17 protein-coding genes are annotated in these 19,984 nt (G+C 65.7%); 8 read left to right on the top strand and 9 right to left on the bottom strand.

Annotated features, from left to right (window positions below):
* The coding region (locus ABGB08_RS50540) for a hypothetical protein (RefSeq protein ID WP_347606385.1) at positions 1–330 on the bottom strand (330 nt) is incomplete at its 3' end.
* A gap of 240 nt (positions 331–570) precedes the next feature.
* Here ABGB08_RS50540 and ABGB08_RS50545 point away from each other — a divergent pair.
* The 3 genes from ABGB08_RS50545 to ABGB08_RS50555 are packed head-to-tail and all read left to right on the top strand — an operon-like array spanning position 571 to position 2,939.
* On the top strand, positions 571–939 hold the full coding sequence (locus tag ABGB08_RS50545) for a hypothetical protein (protein ID WP_347606388.1): 369 nt from the start codon (positions 571–573) through the stop codon (positions 937–939).
* Between the two features lie 16 nt (positions 940–955).
* Positions 956–1,942 carry a radical SAM protein gene (locus ABGB08_RS50550; RefSeq protein WP_347606391.1) on the top strand — a complete coding sequence of 329 codons (987 nt, stop codon included), beginning with the start codon at positions 956–958 and terminating at the stop codon, positions 1,940–1,942.
* 22 nt (positions 1,943–1,964) lie between these two features.
* Positions 1,965–2,939 carry a hypothetical protein gene (locus tag ABGB08_RS50555; protein ID WP_347606394.1) on the top strand — a complete coding sequence of 325 codons (975 nt, stop codon included), beginning with the start codon at positions 1,965–1,967 and terminating at the stop codon, positions 2,937–2,939.
* Between the two features lie 448 nt (positions 2,940–3,387).
* Here ABGB08_RS50555 and ABGB08_RS50560 read toward each other — a convergent pair whose 3' ends face one another.
* Positions 3,388–3,609 carry a hypothetical protein gene (locus ABGB08_RS50560; protein ID WP_347606397.1) on the bottom strand — a complete coding sequence of 74 codons (222 nt, stop codon included), beginning with the start codon at positions 3,607–3,609 and terminating at the stop codon, positions 3,388–3,390.
* Positions 3,610–3,986: 377 nt separating this feature from the next.
* On the opposite strand from ABGB08_RS50560, the gene ABGB08_RS50565 reads away from it, so the two are divergent.
* Positions 3,987–4,736, top strand: a complete 750-nt coding sequence (locus tag ABGB08_RS50565) for a S8 family serine peptidase (RefSeq protein ID WP_347606443.1) — start codon at positions 3,987–3,989, stop codon at positions 4,734–4,736.
* Between the two features lie 3 nt (positions 4,737–4,739).
* On the opposite strand, the gene ABGB08_RS50570 is transcribed toward ABGB08_RS50565, so the two are convergent.
* A complete protein-coding gene (locus ABGB08_RS50570; protein WP_347606400.1) occupies positions 4,740–5,735 on the bottom strand; it encodes a bile acid:sodium symporter family protein in 996 nt (331 codons plus the stop codon).
* A 38-nt stretch (positions 5,736–5,773) separates the two neighbouring features.
* Here ABGB08_RS50570 and ABGB08_RS50575 point away from each other — a divergent pair, with 38 nt between their 5' ends.
* The 3 genes from ABGB08_RS50575 to ABGB08_RS50585 are packed head-to-tail and all read left to right on the top strand — an operon-like array spanning position 5,774 to position 11,373.
* Positions 5,774–7,657: a serine/threonine-protein kinase gene (locus tag ABGB08_RS50575; protein WP_347606403.1), complete on the top strand. Its 1,884-nt coding sequence runs from the start codon at positions 5,774–5,776 to the stop codon at positions 7,655–7,657.
* 6 nt (positions 7,658–7,663) lie between these two features.
* Entirely contained in the window at positions 7,664–9,559 is a 1,896-nt protein-coding gene (locus tag ABGB08_RS50580) for a hypothetical protein (RefSeq protein ID WP_347606406.1), read from the top strand.
* Between the two features lie 5 nt (positions 9,560–9,564).
* The gene (locus ABGB08_RS50585) at positions 9,565–11,373 is read left to right on the top strand and encodes a serine/threonine-protein kinase (RefSeq protein WP_347606409.1); all 1,809 of its coding nucleotides are present in this window, start codon (positions 9,565–9,567) and stop codon (positions 11,371–11,373) included.
* Positions 11,374–11,718: 345 nt separating this feature from the next.
* Here the strand turns inward: ABGB08_RS50585 and ABGB08_RS50590 are convergent, their stop codons facing one another.
* The 4 genes from ABGB08_RS50590 to ABGB08_RS50605 all read right to left on the bottom strand — a co-directional run bounded on the left by ABGB08_RS50590 (position 11,719) and on the right by ABGB08_RS50605 (position 16,769).
* Positions 11,719–13,113: a lanthionine synthetase LanC family protein gene (locus tag ABGB08_RS50590; RefSeq protein ID WP_347606412.1), complete on the bottom strand. Its 1,395-nt coding sequence runs from the start codon at positions 13,111–13,113 to the stop codon at positions 11,719–11,721.
* Positions 13,110–14,024, bottom strand: coding sequence for a T3SS effector HopA1 family protein (locus ABGB08_RS50595; protein WP_347606415.1), 915 nt, complete (start codon positions 14,022–14,024; stop codon positions 13,110–13,112). The genes ABGB08_RS50590 and ABGB08_RS50595 overlap by 4 nt, the downstream gene beginning before the upstream one ends.
* A 157-nt stretch (positions 14,025–14,181) precedes the next feature.
* Positions 14,182–15,114, bottom strand: coding sequence for a phosphotransferase (locus tag ABGB08_RS50600; RefSeq protein ID WP_347606418.1), 933 nt, complete (start codon positions 15,112–15,114; stop codon positions 14,182–14,184).
* A gap of 5 nt (positions 15,115–15,119) precedes the next feature.
* Complete coding sequence (locus tag ABGB08_RS50605) at positions 15,120–16,769, bottom strand: S8 family serine peptidase (protein ID WP_347606421.1); 1,650 nt, start codon at positions 16,767–16,769, stop codon at positions 15,120–15,122.
* Positions 16,770–17,093: 324 nt separating this feature from the next.
* Here ABGB08_RS50605 and ABGB08_RS50610 point away from each other — a divergent pair, with 324 nt between their 5' ends.
* Positions 17,094–17,933, top strand: a complete 840-nt coding sequence (locus ABGB08_RS50610) for an aldo/keto reductase (RefSeq protein ID WP_347606424.1) — start codon at positions 17,094–17,096, stop codon at positions 17,931–17,933.
* A 626-nt stretch (positions 17,934–18,559) separates the two neighbouring features.
* Here the strand turns inward: ABGB08_RS50610 and ABGB08_RS50615 are convergent.
* Together ABGB08_RS50615 and ABGB08_RS50620 are read right to left on the bottom strand one after the other, a co-directional pair.
* A complete protein-coding gene (locus ABGB08_RS50615; protein ID WP_347606426.1) occupies positions 18,560–19,186 on the bottom strand; it encodes a hypothetical protein in 627 nt (208 codons plus the stop codon).
* Positions 19,187–19,378: 192 nt separating this feature from the next.
* Positions 19,379–19,885 (bottom strand): hypothetical protein, encoded by a 507-nt coding sequence (locus ABGB08_RS50620; RefSeq protein ID WP_347606429.1) that lies wholly within the window; start codon positions 19,883–19,885, stop codon positions 19,379–19,381.
* Positions 19,886–19,984 lie beyond the last annotated feature (99 nt).

Raw genomic sequence — 19,984 nt, forward strand, 5'->3', positions numbered from 1 at the left:
TTCTACGGGAACAACCGAGGCAGCGTGCACCTCACCGTGACCAGAATGCCTGTCGAGGAGCAGCCAACCGTTCCCACTCGCAGCAGGCGAGAACGTGGTCAACAGCAAGCCGTACCCGCCGGTAAAGCGAGGGCGCCTTCGGGAAATCGCCAGGCGGAGTTGGCCGGTGCAGGCCGAGGACGTCGTGCCGGTAAGCAAGGGTAGCCTCTCGTCGAAGGCGCCGTCTCCGGGCTGATCCATGAATATCGCAGAACTGCCTGACGACGACACGAAACCGGAGGCCAGCGGCATGATGAGTTCAGCACCGGAAATGGTCGGATCGAGCGTCATCACGTCGTCGGTGGCCTGATTAACGAATACGAGCGAGTTGGCTGACTAACGAGGCGTCCGGTCATGAACGCGCAGGTCAGCACCTTGGGCTGAATTTTGGCACCCGTCAGGCGCCTCATGAAGGAATTCATTCGTTTGCTTGGGCGAACCATGGCAATATAGATGGTTAGCAGATAGCACTGTGGGTATTTACAGGAATGCGAAGATCGTCCGAACCAGGCACCATGATAAGGACCCACGATGAGTGATCCGACAGTTGTTCGTCCACTAGAGTCTGAAGCTTCTGCTCCCGCCATTGAGGAGCAGGTGCTCGTACAGTTTCCTGAAATCGACATCCCGCCAGCCGACTCCGCTCTGATCGACAGCCCGTCGCTCATGGATCAGCTCATTCGGAATCAAGAAAGTACTCTGCGCTTCCTGAGTGAAGAGATAGCACCAGTGGACGTCGAACAGGTCTCAGTCGACAACCGAGGTCGAGTAGTTATCTCAAATCAGCGGTTCAGAGAGGTTCTCCTCGTAAAACTCAGCACCCCGGCACCGGAGAGCAACAACGGCCTGTGCGGGAACGTTAAATGCCTCACAGATACGATGGAAACGATTGAACAGTAACCAAATGGGAACCTCCATGAGGAAGCTTACCGTCGCCGAGTTCCGCGAAGCATTCGACCCGGCCGCTTTGAATCTATTCATTCTTCCAACCGAGCAGTGTAACTTTCGATGTACTTACTGCTACGAGGACTTCAAACTCGGTCAAATGAAAAGAGAGGTGGTTGCGGGAATAAAGGCCCTTCTGTCCACACGCCTCCCGAGCCTTCGCGCACTAGGGATCTCCTGGTTTGGCGGCGAGCCTTTGCTGGCAATGCCTGTTATAGAAGAAATATCTGAGCATATCCTCAGCCTGAAGGCTAGCGCAGCTCATACGCTCAACTATCAGGCCAGCATTACGACAAACGGCTATCGTCTCAACATCCCCACAGTCCAACGTTTGGTCGAACTGGGCGTCACGGAGGCACAAGTCTCACTGGATGGACTTGCCGAGGTCCATGATCGCACTCGGGTCAGGCGCGATGGAGCTGGGACCTTCGATCGAATCTGGGCAAACCTTCTCGCGATTCGAGACAGCAATATCTCATTCAACGTAATTCTCAGAGTACACTTCTCCCCAGAGAACTACTCTACGCTCAATGAGCTTGTCGCCTCGCTTAACTCTAATTTCTCTGGCGACTCCCGATTCAAAGTGTTCTTTAAGGGAATCGCTCACCTTGGTGGTGCAAACGATCAGAATATCCCCGTATTCTCCGGGGCCCAGGCTCGAAGTGCCAAGGAGGCGCTCGCAGAACTCATAGATACAGGAGTAGTCACACTCGGCGACGTATCGGGCGGAGGAATATGCTACGCAGCTAAACCGAATTCCTTGGTAATTCGATCTAACGGCGTTGTTGGAAAGTGCACTGTTGCGCTTTACGACGAACGAAATGCGATCGGCAGGATAGCTGAAGATGGTGAGCTAGACATTCACCAGGAAATGCTGCGGCCATGGCTTACTGGCTTCCAATCACATGATAGTGGGATGCTAAGCTGTCCGTATGGAGCCATGAGCAAACAGTCGTAAGATTAGGTCGAGGGAGGACGGAATGTCGGACAGGGAAATCATACCAACCCTCGACCTTCTCACTTACCCGAACCCTGAATCCCTGCTGCCGCCGAAAACCCAGGAGGCGTTGACGCAGATTCAAAGCGTGATCGCGTCGCCCAACACTGTAGGAATGGGTATCGCGCATAAAGTACGCCGCGGCGAGGTTTTGGATAAGCTTGCAATCGCTTTCTATGTAAAGCAGAAAAAGGGTGAGCGCGGACTGCGACGCAGCGAACATGTGCCTCGCTGGATCCCGTCTACACTGAACCCTCTCTTCGCTATTGCTACTGATGTGGTGGAACTAGGGGAAATCGTTCCCCAGGCCTCTGTCGCTAGAATTGTTCGTCCGGGTCACAGCATAAGTCATATACTGTCTAGCCCGGGGACCCTTGGAGCCATTGTTGACCTCGGTGGGTCCAAAGGACTGCTAAGCAACAGCCATGTGCTGGCACTCAGTGGAAGAGCACATATAGGAGATGCCATCATTTATCCATCGAGACAAGATGGCGGAGAATCCCCTAACGATGTGGTGGGAAAGCTGCTGAATTTCCAGCGTTTTGCTATCGGGGGAGAGTTTGTTAATACGGCTGATTGTGCAGTAGCCTCTCTGACGCCCGGCTTCACCGGCCAATTGTCTCCATCGATCCTGGGTGTAGGGATACCTACAGGAACCACTAAGCCTACTCGTGGAATGGAAGTTGTAAAACTCGGGAGAACCACCGGGCTGACAAAGGCAATAGTTCGAGACGTCAATTTCCGTTTCGTCATGAACTATCGAGAGGTTGGGCTGGTCGGATTCCGCGATCAAGTCCTTTGCACACTATATAGTAGCGGAGGGGATTCAGGTTCACTCGTGCTCGAATCGAAGACTAAGAAGGCGGTAGGCCTACATTTCGCTGGATCTACCAAGGGTAGCATTTTCAGCCCGATCGATGTGGTCTTGCGGGAATTGGGTGTCCGACTGTTGAGCTAGCCCGACATCGGGTCGTGGTGGAGAACAATGTGGCGACACTGAGAGAAGCGGAGACAGCACGGGACTCCTGGAGTGAGTATTTGCGAATGCTAGGGGCGCATGCTGTTGGCGTGGAACAATATAGCGGAAAATCCAAGCGTATAGAATATGTCGTTGTCGCTTACTTTGTCGATGAGTTCCATGTAGCCCTGCCTCCTTCCCTGGGAATAACGAGGGGCGAAAAGATTACACGTGTTCCTCTGCATGCCCGAGTTGAAGGAGCTTACGAGCCTCAGTAGACGGTCCTTCCTTGATGAAGGCGTCACTGGTGCGCGATTGCGTAGGCTCTGTTAGCCCCGATAGTTCGCGAGTTCGGCTGGCTTCGCCCAGCGTGTCAGCGATGTGATTTGTTGATCTTGGTTTCGGGTTTCCGGGCAGGGGGCCGGGCAATGAGTGCCGGTTCTGCAGGTCACGGGTGGATCGCGTACGGCGTGACGCAGCCCTGACATGCAACAAGACCCCATAGAACGGCGGTCACCACACCAAATCCGATCAACGGGTCTCGTTGCCCGCGCAATCTGCCACGCTGCCCGTCCTGTCCGCCATCGCCACCATCGTCAGTGACGCCGACCAGCGTGAACACTCGGCCGCCGACAACGGGCCAATAATGGATCTGACCGATCTTCGCCACGTCTGGGCGCAAATCCCCGACCCCCGTGACCCGCGTGGGCGACGGCACTCCCTGGTCGTCATCCTGGTGCTGATCCAAGCAGCGATCGTGTCCGGTCCCGTCTCCTACGCGGCGATCCGGCACCGGATCCGAAAGGCACCGCAACCGGTCCCGGAACAACCCGGAGCCCGGCGTCTACCTCGTCCAACGCCACGTCTATGACCGGCCTGGAAACCCTATCGAGCGTGGCCGTCCCGGGTATCTCCAGCCTGCCCACGGCCCCGGCATGCCGCCGGCGACTCTGGCACAGATCCAGCAAGTGGCCGACTTCATCGGCAGAGGCGGCCAGCCCTACATGCCGGCGCAGTGACCGGGCCATATGACCCCGGCCGGGTGCCATACATGATCGGCGGTCCGGACCCGTCGTTGCTCGCGGAGCTGGCGGGGAAGCTCCGCGACGATCCCGAGGTGACGATCCGGCGAATCGTGGGCCCACCGGACCGGCCGAGCCTCCTCGCCGTGGACATGCCCCCGCCCGCGCCGACTTTCCCGGCAACATGCCCACGGTGCTCGCGGTGGCGGCGATCGGCAGGACCGACACGTTTCCTTCCGACAGCGCCCACTCCGACGTGATCCGCCCACCGCAAACCGCCGAGGGATACTTCTCCCCCGCGTTCACCTGTTTCGGGCCCGAGATCGACCTGTGCGCCCCAGGCGTGGCGATCCTGTCGGCGATCCCCCCGGACGAGTACGCGGCCTGGGACGGCACCTCCATGGCCGCTCCCCACGTCACCGGCCTGGCCGCGCTGATCGTGGCCCATCACGGCGACTTCCAGGGCCAGTACAGAACCAGGGACGCCCGGCGGGTCGAGCACCTGTTCGACATCCTCAAATCCAGCTGTACGCCCCTGAACCTCGGCGACCCGTACCGAACAGGAGCAGGGCTGCCCGACGCGATGCGCGCACTCGCGCCCGCGCTCAACGGTGTCGCGGCGCAGTCGCCACTGGACCAGCTCACCCAGGAGATGCTGGCCGCCGGTCTGCTCACCACCTTCACGCAGGACACCACCGCCGTGGCCGCGCTGGCCCGGCTCTACGCCGAGATGGTCGCGGCAGGCCTCATCGGCGCCGGCATGCCCGTCCGGTGAGCGCTACGACACCACCACCTCGCTGCCGCGGCGGACCAGATAGCCGAAACCCAGCGTGGTGAGGAACATCAGGACGCCGTAGACGGCGGCGGGGATGGCGATGGTGGAGTTGTTCAGCAGGGTGGGGCTGAGGGCGATGGTGATGGCCAGCGTGCTGTTGTGGATGCCGATCTCCATGCCGGAGGCGATGGCCTGGCGGCGTTCGACCTGGAACAGGCGCGGGAGCCAGTAGCCGATGGTGAGGCTGATGGCGCTGAACAGGAGGGCGACCAGGCCGACGGAGGCGAGGTAGTCGAGGATGCGGTCGCGTTCCTGGATGATGGCGCCGACGATGACGGCGGCCAGCACGACGGCGGAGAGGATGCGGACGGGCTTCTCCATCCGGTCGGCGAACTCGCGTCGCCAGCGGCGGATGAGCATGCCGACGGCGACGGGGATGAGCACGATCGCGAAGACCTGCAGAACTTTCCCGGCTTGCAGGCCGATGTCCTGGGTACCGCCGACGAAGTGGTCCAGGGACAGGTTGACCACGACCGGCAGGGTGAAGGCCGCCAGCACCGAGTTGACGGCGGTGAGGCTGATGTTGAGGGCCACGTCGCCGCCGAACAGGTGGCTGTAGAGGTTGGCGGTGGTGCCGCCGGGGGAGGCCGCCAGCAGCATCATGCCGACGGCCAGCAGGGGGTCGAGGCCGAGCACGCTGACCAGCCCGAAGCAGATCGCGGGCAGCAGGATCACCTGGGCGAACAGGGCGATCGCCACGGCTTTCGGTCGGGTCAGGACGTTGCTGAAGTCGGCCACGGCGAGGGATAAACCCAGGCCGAGCATGATGAGGCCGAGCGCGGCAGGAAGCAGAATGGTGGTGAGGACCGACTCTTGCATGGGGGAACCCTTCAGGAGCAGGGTAAGCAACCGCTGACTTTGTCTAACAGTTGAGACAACGCCGATCAAGGACGAAGGCCGGAAGGATACTGTCCTGAAATACCGGCATTCTTCCGACATACTTATCCGCCTACCGTGTGATCGGAGGACGGTCGGTAATGCCGGAACGTATAGGGGATTACTCGCTGACCAGCGTGCTCGCGGAGGATGACCACAGCACGGTGTACGCGGCGACCTCACCGGCCGGGGCACGGGTCGCCATCACCCTGTTCAAGACCAGGTTGCGCGACCCGGACGAGTTTCTCACCAGGATCGAGAACCTCCAGTCGGGCCCGGCCTACCACTCCGCCTCGATCGTCGACGCGGGTACGTCGGGCGGCATGCCGTACGTGGTGAGCGAGTTCGTCGAAGGCCCTTCGCTGTCCGCGCACGTCGCCGAGCACGGGCCGCTGACCGGGGCCGCGCTGCACCGGCTGGCCATCGCCACGATGACCGCGCTGGTTCCCGTGCATCAGGCGGGGGACGCGCACGGCGCGCTGCGACCGGCGGCGGTGCTGCTGGGGCCTGACGGTCCCCGGGTCACCGGAGCCGGGCTGGCCAGGGCGGTGGACGAGTCCGCCAAGGACGAGGAGTGGGTGCGGGCCTACACCACGCAGAGGGTGCGCTCGCCCGCGTTCGAGGCGCCCGAGCAGTTCCGCGGCGAACCGGCGGGCCAGGCGGCCGACATGTTCTCGTGGGCGGCCATGATGGCGTTCGCCGCGACGGGCAGGTCCCCGTTCGAGGGCGGATCCCCATCGGCGACGATGAACCAGGTCCTGCACGGCGAACCGGACTTATCCGGATTACCCGAGCCGCCCAGGGACGTGGTCGCCGACTGCCTTGCCAAGGAACCCGGCGCCCGCCCAACCGCGAGCCAGGCGTTGATGCGCCTGGTCGGGCACGCGCCGCTCACCATCGAACGCGACGACATCCCGACGCCCCCACCGGCGCCGGCGCCCCCGCCGCCGAAGCAGCCGCGCAGGTTCGGGCTGCTGATCGGCGCGGCGGCGGTCGCGATCGTGGTGCTGGCGGGCGGCGGCGGGCACGTGATCGCCCGCTCCACCACCCCCGTGACCACGCGCGTGGCGAGCGCGGCCACCGCCCCCGGGCTGAGCACGGTCTCCGCCTCCGCGGAACCCACCCCGCCGCCCGAGCCGACCTCGCGCGTCAAGGTTCCCGGCGTGGACATGACGCTGCTGGAGCACCCGTCCGACGTGACCACACTCACCGCATACCGGAAAGGCGAGGACACCTACGTCAGGAACGGCCCTCTCGGCGAGTTCACGAAACTTCCCATCAAGAACGGCGAACCGGTGCTCTCCCCCGACGGCCGCACGCTGGCCGTCTTCACCCCCGCCGCGGTCGCGTTCACCGGCGACCGGCCGTTCACCGTCTCGCTCGAACCCTACGGAACGACCGAACGCCCGACCTGGTCGAGGGACGGCAAGCAGCTCCTGCTGACCGCCCTGAGCGACGGGAAGCCGTCCGGTTTCGTGCTGATCGACATGGCCACCCAGCGGGCCACCCTGGTGGACACCGACGACGAGACCACCGGCGGCGAGGTCGGCTACGCCTGGCTGCCCGACGGCACCGGCGTGGCGGTCGGTTACCAGCCGGAACGCGACGGCAAGACCGGCCATGGGGTCCGGTTCCGTGGCCTGGACGGCGCCGAACGAAAGGGCATGCACTGGGTCGGCGAGATGTACGGCCGCCGCATGTTCGCCCCCTCCGGCCGGCATTTCGTGACGTACTGCCCCAGCGGCGGCACCTTCTGCGTGTGGGACAGCGCGACCGGCGTGCGCCTGGCCTCCATCGGCATCTTCTACGAAGACGGTTTCCTGAGCGGCTGGTACGACGACGCGCACCTGATCGTGGCCGACCCGCGCGAGAAGACCCACAAGATCGTGGCCATGGACCTGCGTGGCCGTTCCCCCCGTGTCCTGGCCGAGATCTCCGCCAAGGACGACACCGATGATCTGCTGCTGTACTACACCAGGAGCTGACCCACGATGTCCCCCGTTCTCCCGTTGGAACCGCAGGAGCGGCTCGGGCCGTACAACCTGGTCGCCCGGCTGGCCGACGACCGCGTCTTCCTGGCCGAGTCCCCGACCGGCGAGCAGGTCGTGCTGCGGCGGCTGGCCAGGCCCCTGGACAGCAGGGCCAGGGACGCGGTGGCCCGGATCTGGGAAACCGCCGCCGTCGGCACCGCGCACATCCTGGACGTCGGCCGCGACTACGTGGTCACCGAATACGTCCAGGGCCCGACCCTGGAGGAGGAGATCGCCGGCCGCGGCCCGCTGACCGGCACCGCCCTGCACCGCCTGGCCATCGCCACCGCGACCGCGCTGGCCTCCCTGCACCGCGCCTCCCTCCACCACGGCCGGGTCCGGCCCAGCAAGGTCGTGCTCGGCTCCGACGGCCCCCGCCTGCTCAACCCCGACCGGACCCGGCCGGTCACCGCGTTCGACGAGGACCGGTGGCGCCGCCCGGAAGAGGAGGAAGGCCCCGCCGCGGACGTCTTCGCCTGGGCGGCCGTGGTCGTGTTCGCCGCCACCGGCAGCCCGCCCTTCGACGCGGACGCCGACCGCCGCCGCTCGTACGGCGCGGCCGACCTCGGCCCGATGACCGGCCCGCTGCGCGACCTGGTGGCCGACTGCCTGGCCGAGGAACCGGACGACCGGCCGGCCGCGGAAGAGGCGCTGCTCCGCCTGCTCGGCCACTCCGGCACCCTGGACACGGCCATCCCGGACGGCACCGCACCCCGGACCGCCCCGTCCCCCGCCCGGCGGACCCGCTCCCGGCTGCCGCTGCTGATCGGCGGTGCGGTGGCGCTCGCGCTGGTGGCCGGGGCGACCGGCTACTTCGCCACGCCGCGCACCCCTCGGACGGTCACGGTCGCCGCCCCCACCCCCACCTCGCCGGTGGCGTCGGCTCCCTCGGTCCGTCCCCCCACCCCGGTCCCGACGACCGGCCTGTCGGCGATCAGCCTGCCCGACGACGTGGGCACCGTCTTCGAGCACCCCGACGACCCCATCCGGCTCTCGTCGTTTCAGATCACCACGGCGGACGACCAACGCATTCCGTACGCGAGAACCGGCCAGGGATACACCAAGACCGGCGACCACTACGACCTGTCGGTGGTCTCCCCCGACGGCCGCTGGCTGGCCAAGATGAACGAGTTCTACCTGGCGCGGCAGAACCAGATGGACATCACGTTCACCGACCAGAAGAGCGGCGCCACCTTCACGCTGCCCACGGTGAACTCCCCGGCCACCGCCCACTACCCCGTCTGGTCCCCCGACAGTCGCATCCTGCTGCTGAGCCTCTGGTACACCGAAGACCCCGACAAGACCTACCCGACCGGCTTCATGAAGATCGACCCCGTCACCCGCAAGACCACGGTGGTCGAGACGTTCAACCGCGACGACATCGCCCAGTTCCTCGCCCTGTCCGCGAACCTCCGCACCGAGTCCATGGCCGCCTACACGTGGACCCCCGACGGGCAGGGCGTCGCCTCCGCCTACCTCACCCCTCTGGAGACGTTCGGCCTGCGGCTGTTCGACACCGATGGACGGGTGCTGCGGAGCATGCACTGGGTGGGCAGGGTCTCCGGGCAGGACTGGTTCTCGCCGTCCGGCGACCTGCTGGTGACCACCGGCTGCGAGACGAGATTCGCCGCCTGCGTGTGGGACGCGGGCACCGGCGAGCGGCGCGGCAGCGTGCCCGCGCACGAGGGCCAGAACCTGCTCGGCTGGTTCGACGAGACGCATCTGATCACCGCACGGAAGGACGGGGACACCTACGTGGCCGAGGTAGTGGACATGACCGGGAAGACGGTCCGGGTGCTGGCCGAGCTGCACAGCCGAAAGGGCGGGGTCAGCCAGCTGTTCTTCACGCCGAAGTAGGCCGCGTGGAGCCGAGGGAGATCGGCGGCTACCCGATCGTGCGCACGCTCGGGGCCGGCGGCCAGGGGGTGGTCTACCTGGCGGACGCGCCGGACGGGCGGCAGGTCGCGATCAAGGTGCTGCACTCGGTGTCCGACACGACGGCCGTGAGCCGGTTCCTGCGCGAGGCCGAGGTGCTGCCGGAGGTGGCGTCGTTCTGCACCGCGCAGGTGCTGGAGACGGGTACGGCGGACGGCGTGCCGTACATCGTCAGCGAGTATGTGGACGGGCCGACCCTGCACCAGGCGGTGCGGGAGCGGGGGCCGCTGCGCGGGGGCGAGTTGCGGCGGCTGGCGACGGGGACGATGACGGCGCTGGTCGCCATCCACAAGGCCGGGGTGGTGCATCGGGACTTCAAGCCGGGCAACGTGCTGCTGAGCCGGGACGGGCCGCGGGTGATCGACTTCGGTATCGCGTTCACGGTGGGGATGGAGGCGACGTCGGCGGGGCCGCTGGGGACTCCCTCGTACATGTCGCCCGAGCAGCTCGCCGATGAGCGGCCGGGGCCGGCGGCGGACATGTTCGCGTGGGCGTCGACGATGGTGTTCGCGGCGTCGGGGTATCCGGCGTTCGGGGCGGATACCCTGCCCGCCGTGCTCAATCGGATCATGCACGCGGAACCGGATCTGGGCGGGCTGGACGGTGATCTGCGGGGGCTGGTCGCCGAGTGTCTGGCCAAGGATCCTGGTGCGCGGCCCAGGGCGGAAGAGGTGTTGCTGCGGCTGCTCGGGGCCGGTCCGGCGGCGCGGCCGCGGGTGCGGTGGTGGCGGGTGGCGGCGGCCGGGGGGATCGCGCTGGCGGCGGTGGCGACGACGGTGGCGGTGCTGCGGCTGAACGCGGCCCCGGCGCAGGTTCCGCCCGCCGTGGTGCCGCCGACGGTCGCGTTGCGGCTGTCGGGGGCGCCCGCGCGGGACACCAGGGAGATTCGGGTGCCGGAGCTGAAGGCGGTCTTTCACGAGCATCCGTCGGATCCCGTCAAGCTGGCGTCGTTCCTGGTCAGGGAGGGGGTGTTGCGGGAGCCCGCGTATGTGCGGACGCCGGGGAAGGAGACATTCGAGCGGCTGGAGGAGTTTCGTGATCCGGTGGTTTCGCCGGACGGGCGGTTCGTGGCATCCATCTACCGGTACAACAGCACCGTGGGGGCTGCGGCGAACGACGTGCAGTTCACTGATCGAGAGACGGGCGAGAGTTTCTCGGTGCCCGCCGCCGCGAAGCCGATGCTGATTCGGCAGCCCGTCTGGGCGGACGACAATCGGCGGCTGCTGCTGACCTTGCACCAGTCGGACAAGGTGCGCGGATTCGCGATCGTGGACATGCTGGCCAGAACTTCGACGACCGTCACCCTCGATCTGGACGGCTACCAGAACTTCAGCTGGGCACCCGACGACACCGTGATGGCCGCCACTGCCGACGGCCTGCACTTCCACCGCCTCGACGGCAGCGAGTCACGCACCCTCGACATGCTCCGGGTGGTCAATCCATCAGCCGCTGGCTTCTCCCCATCTGGACGTCTCACCGCAGCACTGTGCGCCAAACCCGCCCGCTCGGTATGCGTGGTGGACACCACCACAGGCGAGCAACGCTCCCGCTTCCCCCTGCCCACAGGCGCACACCTCTGGACCTGGTTCAACGAGGACCACCTCGTCATCTTCAACAACACCCCAGACCCATGGACCGTCACCATCGTCAACCTCACCGGCCAAACCATCCGCCCATTAGCCGAAATATCCGGCACAGACGACACCTTCTGGCTCCTCCATTGGAGCCAGCGTTAGAACACCCAACCCCGCGACTCCCTGGTGCCGACGCCGCAAGAACCACCTTGCGTAAACGGATCCGGACAGCGACGAGTAACCCGGCGTCCTCCTAAGACCCTCGGCCTGCTCCTTGGTGAGGGCCCGCCGTTCGGGATGCAGCCCGCCCCGCTCGCGCGCCACCACCGTCGCCGACGGCATTTTCGGTGAACAAGAACCCCTAGCGACTGCTGCAGCCCTCTTTGGCGCCGGTACGGCGAGGACCACCACCCACGTAAACGGCGTCGGATAACGGCGAGCGACCCGGCGATCTGCACGTACTACGGGTGATCGACGAGACGCTCGTCGGCCCCGGGCACCTGGCACTTAGTCCTGGGCGGTGTCGATGACGTCGCGTTCGGCGTATTCGACGTCATCGATTTGGTTCAGGGTGGTCAGGGCTGAATCGACGTCGACGTCTGCGGGGATGCGGAGGAGGGCTCGGCCGTGTGGGGATACTCGTTCCACCTGGCAGCCGGGGACGGCGGCGCGGAGACGGTCCACGCGGAGGCGTAGGTCCTCGGGGTCCGGGGAGCGGCTGAGTTGCACGATCACACGGGTTGTCATGGTTCTTCCAGCATAGGCGAGTGCGGTGGAAGGGATCTGGGGGTGCTGGGCTCGGAGCAGGGCGGTGCCGATTCCGGCCAGGCCCAGGAACAGGCTCGGGTTCTCGTCGCCGCCGGGGATTCCGCATGGCCATGAGCCGTCGCCTACGAGATCGATGGCGATGGCGGCGGCGTCGCGGGCCGCCTCGCGGAGCGCTGGCTGGCCGAAGATGGTCGCGGCGTCGAGGAGGAGTTCGATCGCGCCGGACAGGCCGTGGCAGAGGGACAGATCTGGTTTTCCGTTGGCCATGGCGGCGATCAGGCGGAGTGCCGCGTCCACCGCGACTCCGGCCTCGGCGGCGTAGATCTGGTGTCCGGTCACGTCGTACTGCCGGAGCCTGGCCTGGCCGATTCCGAGCGCGCCGTGACACCAGTAGACCGGCCAGGAGTGCTTTTCTCGCAGGTCCGGCCAGTTGCCTTGGTCGGCGGAGAACCAGGCGCGTTCGAAGTCCGCTGCTTCGGCGGCCAGGCGTAGGCCGTCCGGTTTGCCCCATTCGGTGAGGGCGAGGGCGACGCCGGAGGCGCCGTGCGCGAGGCCGCAGAGTGGGGGTGTGTCGATATCGGATGGCCAGCAGGTGCCGCGTACCGGGCCCGGGCGGGCGTCGTCGATCAAGCTCTGGGCAAGAGTGTCGGCGGTTGTCGCCGCGAGTTCGGTCTCGGGGCCGCTTCGGGGCAGGTGGAGCAGGGCGAGCAGGGTTCCGGCCCGGCCGCAGATCAGGTCGACCGCCTGAGGGATCCGCTGGCAAGTCAGGCGGGTGAGGCGGGTTGCGGTTTCCATCAGGCGGTCGTCGGCCAGGAGTTCGGCGGCTTCGAGAGTGGCGGTGGCGACGCCTGCCGTACCGGACAGGAGTGCGCCGTCCGGGCGGGTTCGTCTGACCCAGTTGGCGGCGTGAGCCAGGGCGCCGCGGGCTGTGCGGGCTGCCTCGGTGTCGCCGCTGATCGCCGCATATCGGGCCAGGTAGAGACCGATGCCCGCTGTGCCGCCGTAAAGATCGCCGTCGACCGCGCGGTAGACGACCGTACCCTCGCCGGAGGGTGACGGCACACATTCGTCGCCGAACCAGGTGGCATGCTCGCCATCCCAGAGCGCCTCTTTGACCAGCTTCTCCGCGATCACGAGGACACCCCGAGCAGGTGCGGACGAACCGGATCGATTCCAGCGGCCTTGAACCCGTTCACGATCGCCTGAGTGACGACCGTGGGATCACGACGCGCCTGAGGCGCCATTTCCCGCCATATCCGCTCAAGCACCTGACACCTCGCCGCGCCAAAACTGTCCCCGTCGAGCGACCCTTCCGCCTGCCCAACCCCCGGCGCGATCGCCGCACAGAATCGCGGCCGTGCAGGTCGCAACACATCACACAATTCCCGGACAGCCGCCCGCAGCTTCCCATCCAGCGCCACCGCATCAGGCGCACCCAAATACAACACGATCGCATCAGCCCGCCCCCCATGCTCCAGCGGCGTCTTGAGCTGGTACGAAACCCCACGATGCTTACCCAACAACCCCGTGAGAACCTCAACCGCCCGAGGCGCATCATCCGGGCCCACATTCAGATATGTCCGCATCAACCGATCGGCCCCCGGCGGCGGCCACTCCCCCTGCCGCGTGTACCAAAACCCATGCTCAGCGTCACACCAGGTCCAAGCCGCCCGCGCCAACAGCGCATCCCCCTCCCGCGCCGCCAACCCAGGCCGAGCCGGTACGACATACGCCCCTCGCGCCAAATACCTCCTGAACTCCCCCTTACACGCGACGACTCCCCCCATGCCACCCACCGATTCCACCCGCCACCCACCCACGAACCGGGTGGCGTCAGCATGCGTGGCATCGAGAACCCCAGCCAGGTTGACATCTACCGGCGTAGGCCCACCGACCCTCACGGGTAGCGGCGTCATCGCCAGATACCAGGAGTAAAGCGCCTCCTCCACATCCGGCTTATCGGCAGGGAAGCCCGCCAGCAGCGCCCCCGCGCGGGGAATGTCGGGATGAATCACCCTTCGACCTCCCGAGACCAGATCTTCCATTCACGAATGCCGAGAAAACTCACCCAGCCACCGCCTACATCCACCGAAGCCGCCGACCAGCTCCCCCGTGGGGAAATACCGGGATAAAGCCCACGGCTACCTCCAGCGTCCGCCGAGGCGCACGACCGCCCACCCCACACGGAAATATCGGGATAAATCACGAAGCCACCTCCTGCGTCAGAACCTCTCGTGCCAGTGCCCGGTGGCGGGCGACTTCGGTTGTGGCGTCGTCCAGCCAGGTGGTGAGTTGGAGCGCCCGTACCAGCAGGCGGCAGGCCACGAATGCGGCCAGGTGCGGAAGGTCAACTGGTCGGCTGGTGGCGTACCCGTCGAGGAAAGCGCGGATCGTGGTCGAAGGGGGGTGGATGCTGGCGCCGGAGCTGAGGTACTCCTGGATTCCTCCGGCTATGTCCCAGCGGGAGTCGCCCGCCCCGGCGGATTCCCAGTCGATCAGGACGGCGTCGCCGCCGGGGCGGATGAGGACGTTGCTGAATCGGATGTCGCCGTGGACGGTGGTGTCGCAGGCCCAGGCCGTACCGACGGTGGAGAGGGCGGTGCGGTGGGCGGGGTCGGCGAGGATGTCGGCGGTGAGGGAGCTGAGGCGTTCGTGGCGGTTCAGGACCGGGAGGCGGGCCGGGCCGTCGAGGTCGAGCAGCCAGGGGCGGGCGGGTTTCAGCGGTAGACCGGCCGCCAGGTGGTGCCAGGCGCCGAGCGTGCGGCCGAACACCGTGGCCCAGCGCGGGTCGAGCGGATCGTGCGGCGCGGCGAGCCGATCCAGCCGCCGCGCCGCGATCACACCTTCCAGGACGAGCAGCCCCGCGTCGGGATCGTGCAGCTCCAGCCGGGGCAGCATGGCAGTGCCGCCCGCGACCTGATAGAGCGCGATCTCCCGTTCCGGCTCGCCCTGGCCGCCCTCCCGCGGCGTGCCCACATCCTTGACGGCGAAGCCCTGGCCGTTGCCGAGTTCGACCAGGATGACACCGTTGGACTCGGAGACGTCACGCGCGCTGAGGCCGTAGCGGTGCACGTCGGCGGCGCGCACCAGGCCGCTGTCGAGCAGCAGCCTTACGGCCCGGCGGGAGAGGCTCATCGGGGTCAGACCTCGTGAACTTCGCCGTCGTCGTCCACGTAGAACCAATCGCCTTGACTCGCGGACGACTCGCCCGACACGCGGCGCTCCAGTTCCTCCAGCCGTCCTACGATCTCGTGCAGGACCGGATCGACCGGCGGACGAACGGGGATGTTCGGGTCGCACAGCTCCGACCTGCAGCCCAGGCTCGACTGGCAGCCGTCGACCACCGACGGGCAGCGCAAGCCGCTGACGCAGCCCGTGCCGAGCCGCGTCGTCTGGCACAGGATCGGCAGCCTCGACGGGCAGTTGACCTGCAAGAAGGTACGGCAGATGGTGAGCGTGGACGGCTCGCACAGCACGATCCGGCTCCGGCACGGCCCGATCCTGGTAACCGGAATGATGAGATCACCGCAGGTCAGCGCCGCCCGCGCGTCCACCCGCCCGTGGCCCCAGCTGTTGTCGAACGCCGCCGCCCCGAGCTTGACCGCGCTGTCCTGCAAACATTGCTTGATCTTGGCGTTGGTGTGGCCGGGATGTCTGCTCCACATCAGCGCCGCCAGCCCTGTCACCAGCGGCGTCGCCATGGACGTGCCGCTCAGCGAGCCGTAGTTGAGCGGCAGCGTCGGGCTGACACTGTAGGTCGGCAGCGTGGACAGGATGTTCCGGCCCGGCGCGACGACCGTCACCTCGGGTCCTATGTTGGAGAAGCTGGAGATCACGTCACCCGGATCGGTCGACCCGACCGCGACCACACCCGGAATGCTCGTCGAGTACGCGGCCGGCCAGATCACCGGCCCTCCGTTGTCGTTCCCGGCGGCGGCGATCACGAGCATGCCGCGGTCGGAGGCGTACTGGCAGGCCTGCTGCTTGGTGTTGTTCGCCGGGCCGCCGCCGGAATAGTTGATGACCGCCTTCAGCCCGCGCGCCACCGCGTAGTCGGTGATCTCCTCGACCGCGTCCGCGAAGTCCGCCGATCCGCCGTTCCCGCTCGCGTCCAGGGTCCGGCAGATGTAGACCGGCGACCCCCAGTTCATCCCCGCGACCCCCGTCGCGTTGTTCCCCGCCGCCGCGGCGATCCCCGCCACATGCGTGCCGTGCCCGTTCAGGTCCCGCGGTGTCCCCCCGTCCACGAAGTCCGTCCCGAGCGTGATCCTCGCCGCGTCCCGGAGATCGTCGTGATCGAGCACGTCCGCGCTCATCGAGATCCCCGAGTCGATGATCCCGATCAGCACGTTGCCCGCGCCCGTCTCCAGATCCCAGGCCGCCTCCGCGCCCACCGCGGTCGGCCCCCACTGCTGCGCGAACCTCGGATCATTCGGCACGATCTGCGCCCGATCTACGACGTCCGGCTCCACGTACTCAATAGCGGACGTCGTCTCCGCGACCCCCACATTCGCCAGCACCGTGTCCGCCGCCGACTCCGCCTCCGGCAGCAAGACCACGAGCCGGCCGGTCGCGCTGGGCCCTCGTATGACGGTGGTTCCCTCCGGCAGCGCCGCCAGCGCCGCACTCACCCGAGCCGCGACCCCCTCCTCGCCAGCGACCTCCTCGCCAGCGGCCCCTTCCGCCAGCTGCACAATGAGCCGCCGCGCCACAAACCGCACCGCCTCATCCCGGAACTCCCCCGCCACCACCTCAAGCCCCGTGTTCTCCGCGGGATTCTCCTCCAGCATCGCTACCCCTCCTCCACCGCCAGGTCGCTTTCGACCGTAAGCAGAGCAATGCGAAGCGTCACCCCGGGAATGTCCCTAGTCCCACCTGTCTCCGACCCAGGGTCGCCAGCCTCATATCGGGGTCAGAGCCACGTCCAGGTCTCGCTCCTGGGCCAACCGCTGGTCAAGTCGTCAGCCTCTTATCGGGATCAGAGTCAGCCGCATCGGGGAGAGCTTCGCCGGTGATACGCGTGAATCGAACTGAAGTAGATTGCCGGGTTAGGGTGCGGGTCCCTCGATTCCGGGTCGGCATCCATCCCGCCAGACAGACGCAGGAGATCACCCGTGACCATCGCCGCAGCGCCCACCGTCCGCCTGCTGCACGGCGCCGACATGCCGCAGCTCGGACTGGGCACCTCCCCCATGGGCAACACCCAAACCGAACGCGCCGTCGCCACCGCGATCGAGGCCGGCTACCGCCTGATCGACACCGCCGAGGCCTACGGCAACGAACTCGGGGTCGGCCGCGGCATCAAAGCCTCCGGAATCGCCCGCGAGGAGCTGTTCATCACCACCAAGTTCGACCGCCACTGGCACGGCCGCGACCTCGCCGCCCAGGGTTACCAAGCCAGCCTGGACCGCCTCGGCCTGGACTACGCCGACCTGCTCCTCATCCACTGGCCCAACCCGCAGCTGGACCGCTACGTCCAAGCCTTCCAGGGCCTGGCCGACCTCCTGGACGCCGGACGCCTCAAAGCCATCGGCACCTCCAACTTCAAACCCGCCCACCTGGACCGGATCATCACCGAAACCGGCGTAGTCCCCGACGTCAACCAGATCCAACTCAGCCCCGCCGTCACCCGCGACCAGTCCCGCGCCTACCACCGCGAACACGGCATCGTGACCGAGTCATGGTCCCCCCTGGGCGGCCAGGGCACCCCCGTCCTAAACCAGCCGGTCATCCTCAACATCGCCAAAGAAACCAACCGCACCCCAGCCCAAGTCATCCTGCGCTGGAACATCGAACTCGGCCTCGTCACGATCCCAAAGTCGGCCGACCCGCAACGGATCCGCGAGAATATCCACATCTTCGACTTCACCCTCACCTCACAACAGATCGCCGCCATCTCCGCCCTCGACCACGGCGAATCAACCGCCGTGGATTCCGACAAGTTCGGCCACTGACCCAGGACTTCGCCGGTTCGTCCTGGTCGGCTACAGGGTTCACGCGACGACACCACCGCTTCGACTAAACCAACGACCGATCAGCCTGAGGCTTCGAAGTCAAGATCGCTGGGACTCCGTGACCCGGTCCGCGCGCATAGCGTCGGTTGGAGCCGCGATGAGACGAATCGATGGTTATCGGTGCAGCGTGGCCGTTGGAGGAAACTATCCAGGCCACGACAGGGACGTTGAGAGGAACGCCGCCTTTGTCATCACAGTGCAGTTGCCATTTTTCCCAAATATGGCAGCCATGATGCGTTCCGCTAGCTCCAAGGGGAGATATCTTCCCACTCATTCACCCGCCGCAGCCTACCGAGTTTTGGACCGAGCAGTCCCTGATCGTCGGCAAGGTCGGTGAACCCAACATGCCAACGGTCGGCGACCTACCGATATTTGCCCATGGCGGGGTCGGGCTCCCAGCGAGGACGGCCAGGGGCTTTACGCATGCCTATCTTCGGGCCATCGCCACGGCCTCGCTACGCAGGCAACTGATCATTACCGAGGACTCAATGACACTCGACTAGAGCCGACCTGTAACCAGCCCCATGTCCAACTCTGGGCCGTGGGACCGGAGCGACCCACCCGAGTCATTCGTAGCCCTGCGTCTCATCGAGAAATATTTGCCACGCCGTTTTATCCCGATCGACCAGGGCGTCGTGATGCCCTATATCACGAATCAACGTGGGATACCCCCAGAGAGCCCGGACGGCACTTCCCTCGATGCCGACCGTCGCGAACTCCCAGTCGTCGGGAATCGATCCATCGACCACTTCGAAGAGCTCGATGGGCTTCCAGTTCGGCCGATCGTTGTCATCGACGATCAGCACTGTCAACCCGGTCGCCCACAGGGCCATCGCCCTCGCCGCGTACTCGCGCCCAACGGTGACGTTGAATCGCGAGAACCGCGTGTTCCCGGAACCCGCCAGCGTACGAGCAGGCAGATCGCTCCCGGTGGTTCCAATACAGAAAAGCCTCAACTTAGCCCATCCGTCCTTGAACTTGAAGTCGGCTACCTCCCCAGTGTAGGTGTTACGCACATAGTGAATTTCAACCCCGTTGATTTCCATCTCCATCTTTTTCCAGCCATCCTCGGCAGGCCATCGCGGATCCTTCATGATAGTAGGGAGTTCCGTCCCGTACTCAGGATATTCTTTCGCATATTCCATTTCACCCTCGCCCCCCAACAAATCACCGCTATCTCCACCCTCGACCACGGCGAATCAACCGCCGTAGACTCCGACCAAGTTCGGCCACTGACCTACCTGAACAGAACTCACCCCCGCAAACGACGGGCGGGAAGAACCGCTACATCGCCTTCGTTCCGCTGAGCGCGCGAAGCCTCTATTTCTCCAGCTCCTGATGCACGGCCGATTCGACATCCGCACCCGCTGAGCACGCGAAAGCCTCTAGTTCTCCAACTCCTGATGCACCGCCGATTCGACATCCGCACCATGTGCCATGGCGCCAAGGACGGCGCGAAACAGCCGGCCCGTCGTCTGGAAGCTTCGCGGCGAAGACGAGAGCTCGCTGTAGACGCCGCGGTCTACCCGGAGAGAGCCTGCCGGCACATCGAATCCGGACGGCTGCTCCAGCAAGCCGGAGAGAAGCGGCCTGGCGAATTCCATCGGCAGGCCAGCCCTTGTCGCTGGGGCTTGCAAATCGGCCTCGACATCCGCGGAGACGTGTAGGTCGATAACAAGAGAGCCGCCTTGATCTGGTGTGAATTCACCACCGACCAGTGCATACGGCACCGTGCCAAAGAACCTCTTCAACTCCACCAGAGCCCTGATCGGTGCGATCGAATCGCGCGACTCCCGCGGCTGAGTAGAAGTAAGAAAGTCAATCCCATCGAATCTGGCAGACGGACGATCGCGTTCGATGACCACACGATAACGCCGATTTTCTATCGTCATCCTCACGGGAGTCCCCAAGCATCACGCCAAGGTCTGCTGAACCATTCAGAATGCTAGATGATCGGCGACGGACCGCCGGCCTCCGAGCGCTCCAAGAAC

The sequence above is a fragment of the Acrocarpospora sp. B8E8 genome, from assembly GCF_039871605.1.
Taxonomy (GTDB): domain Bacteria; phylum Actinomycetota; class Actinomycetes; order Streptosporangiales; family Streptosporangiaceae; genus Acrocarpospora; species Acrocarpospora macrocephala.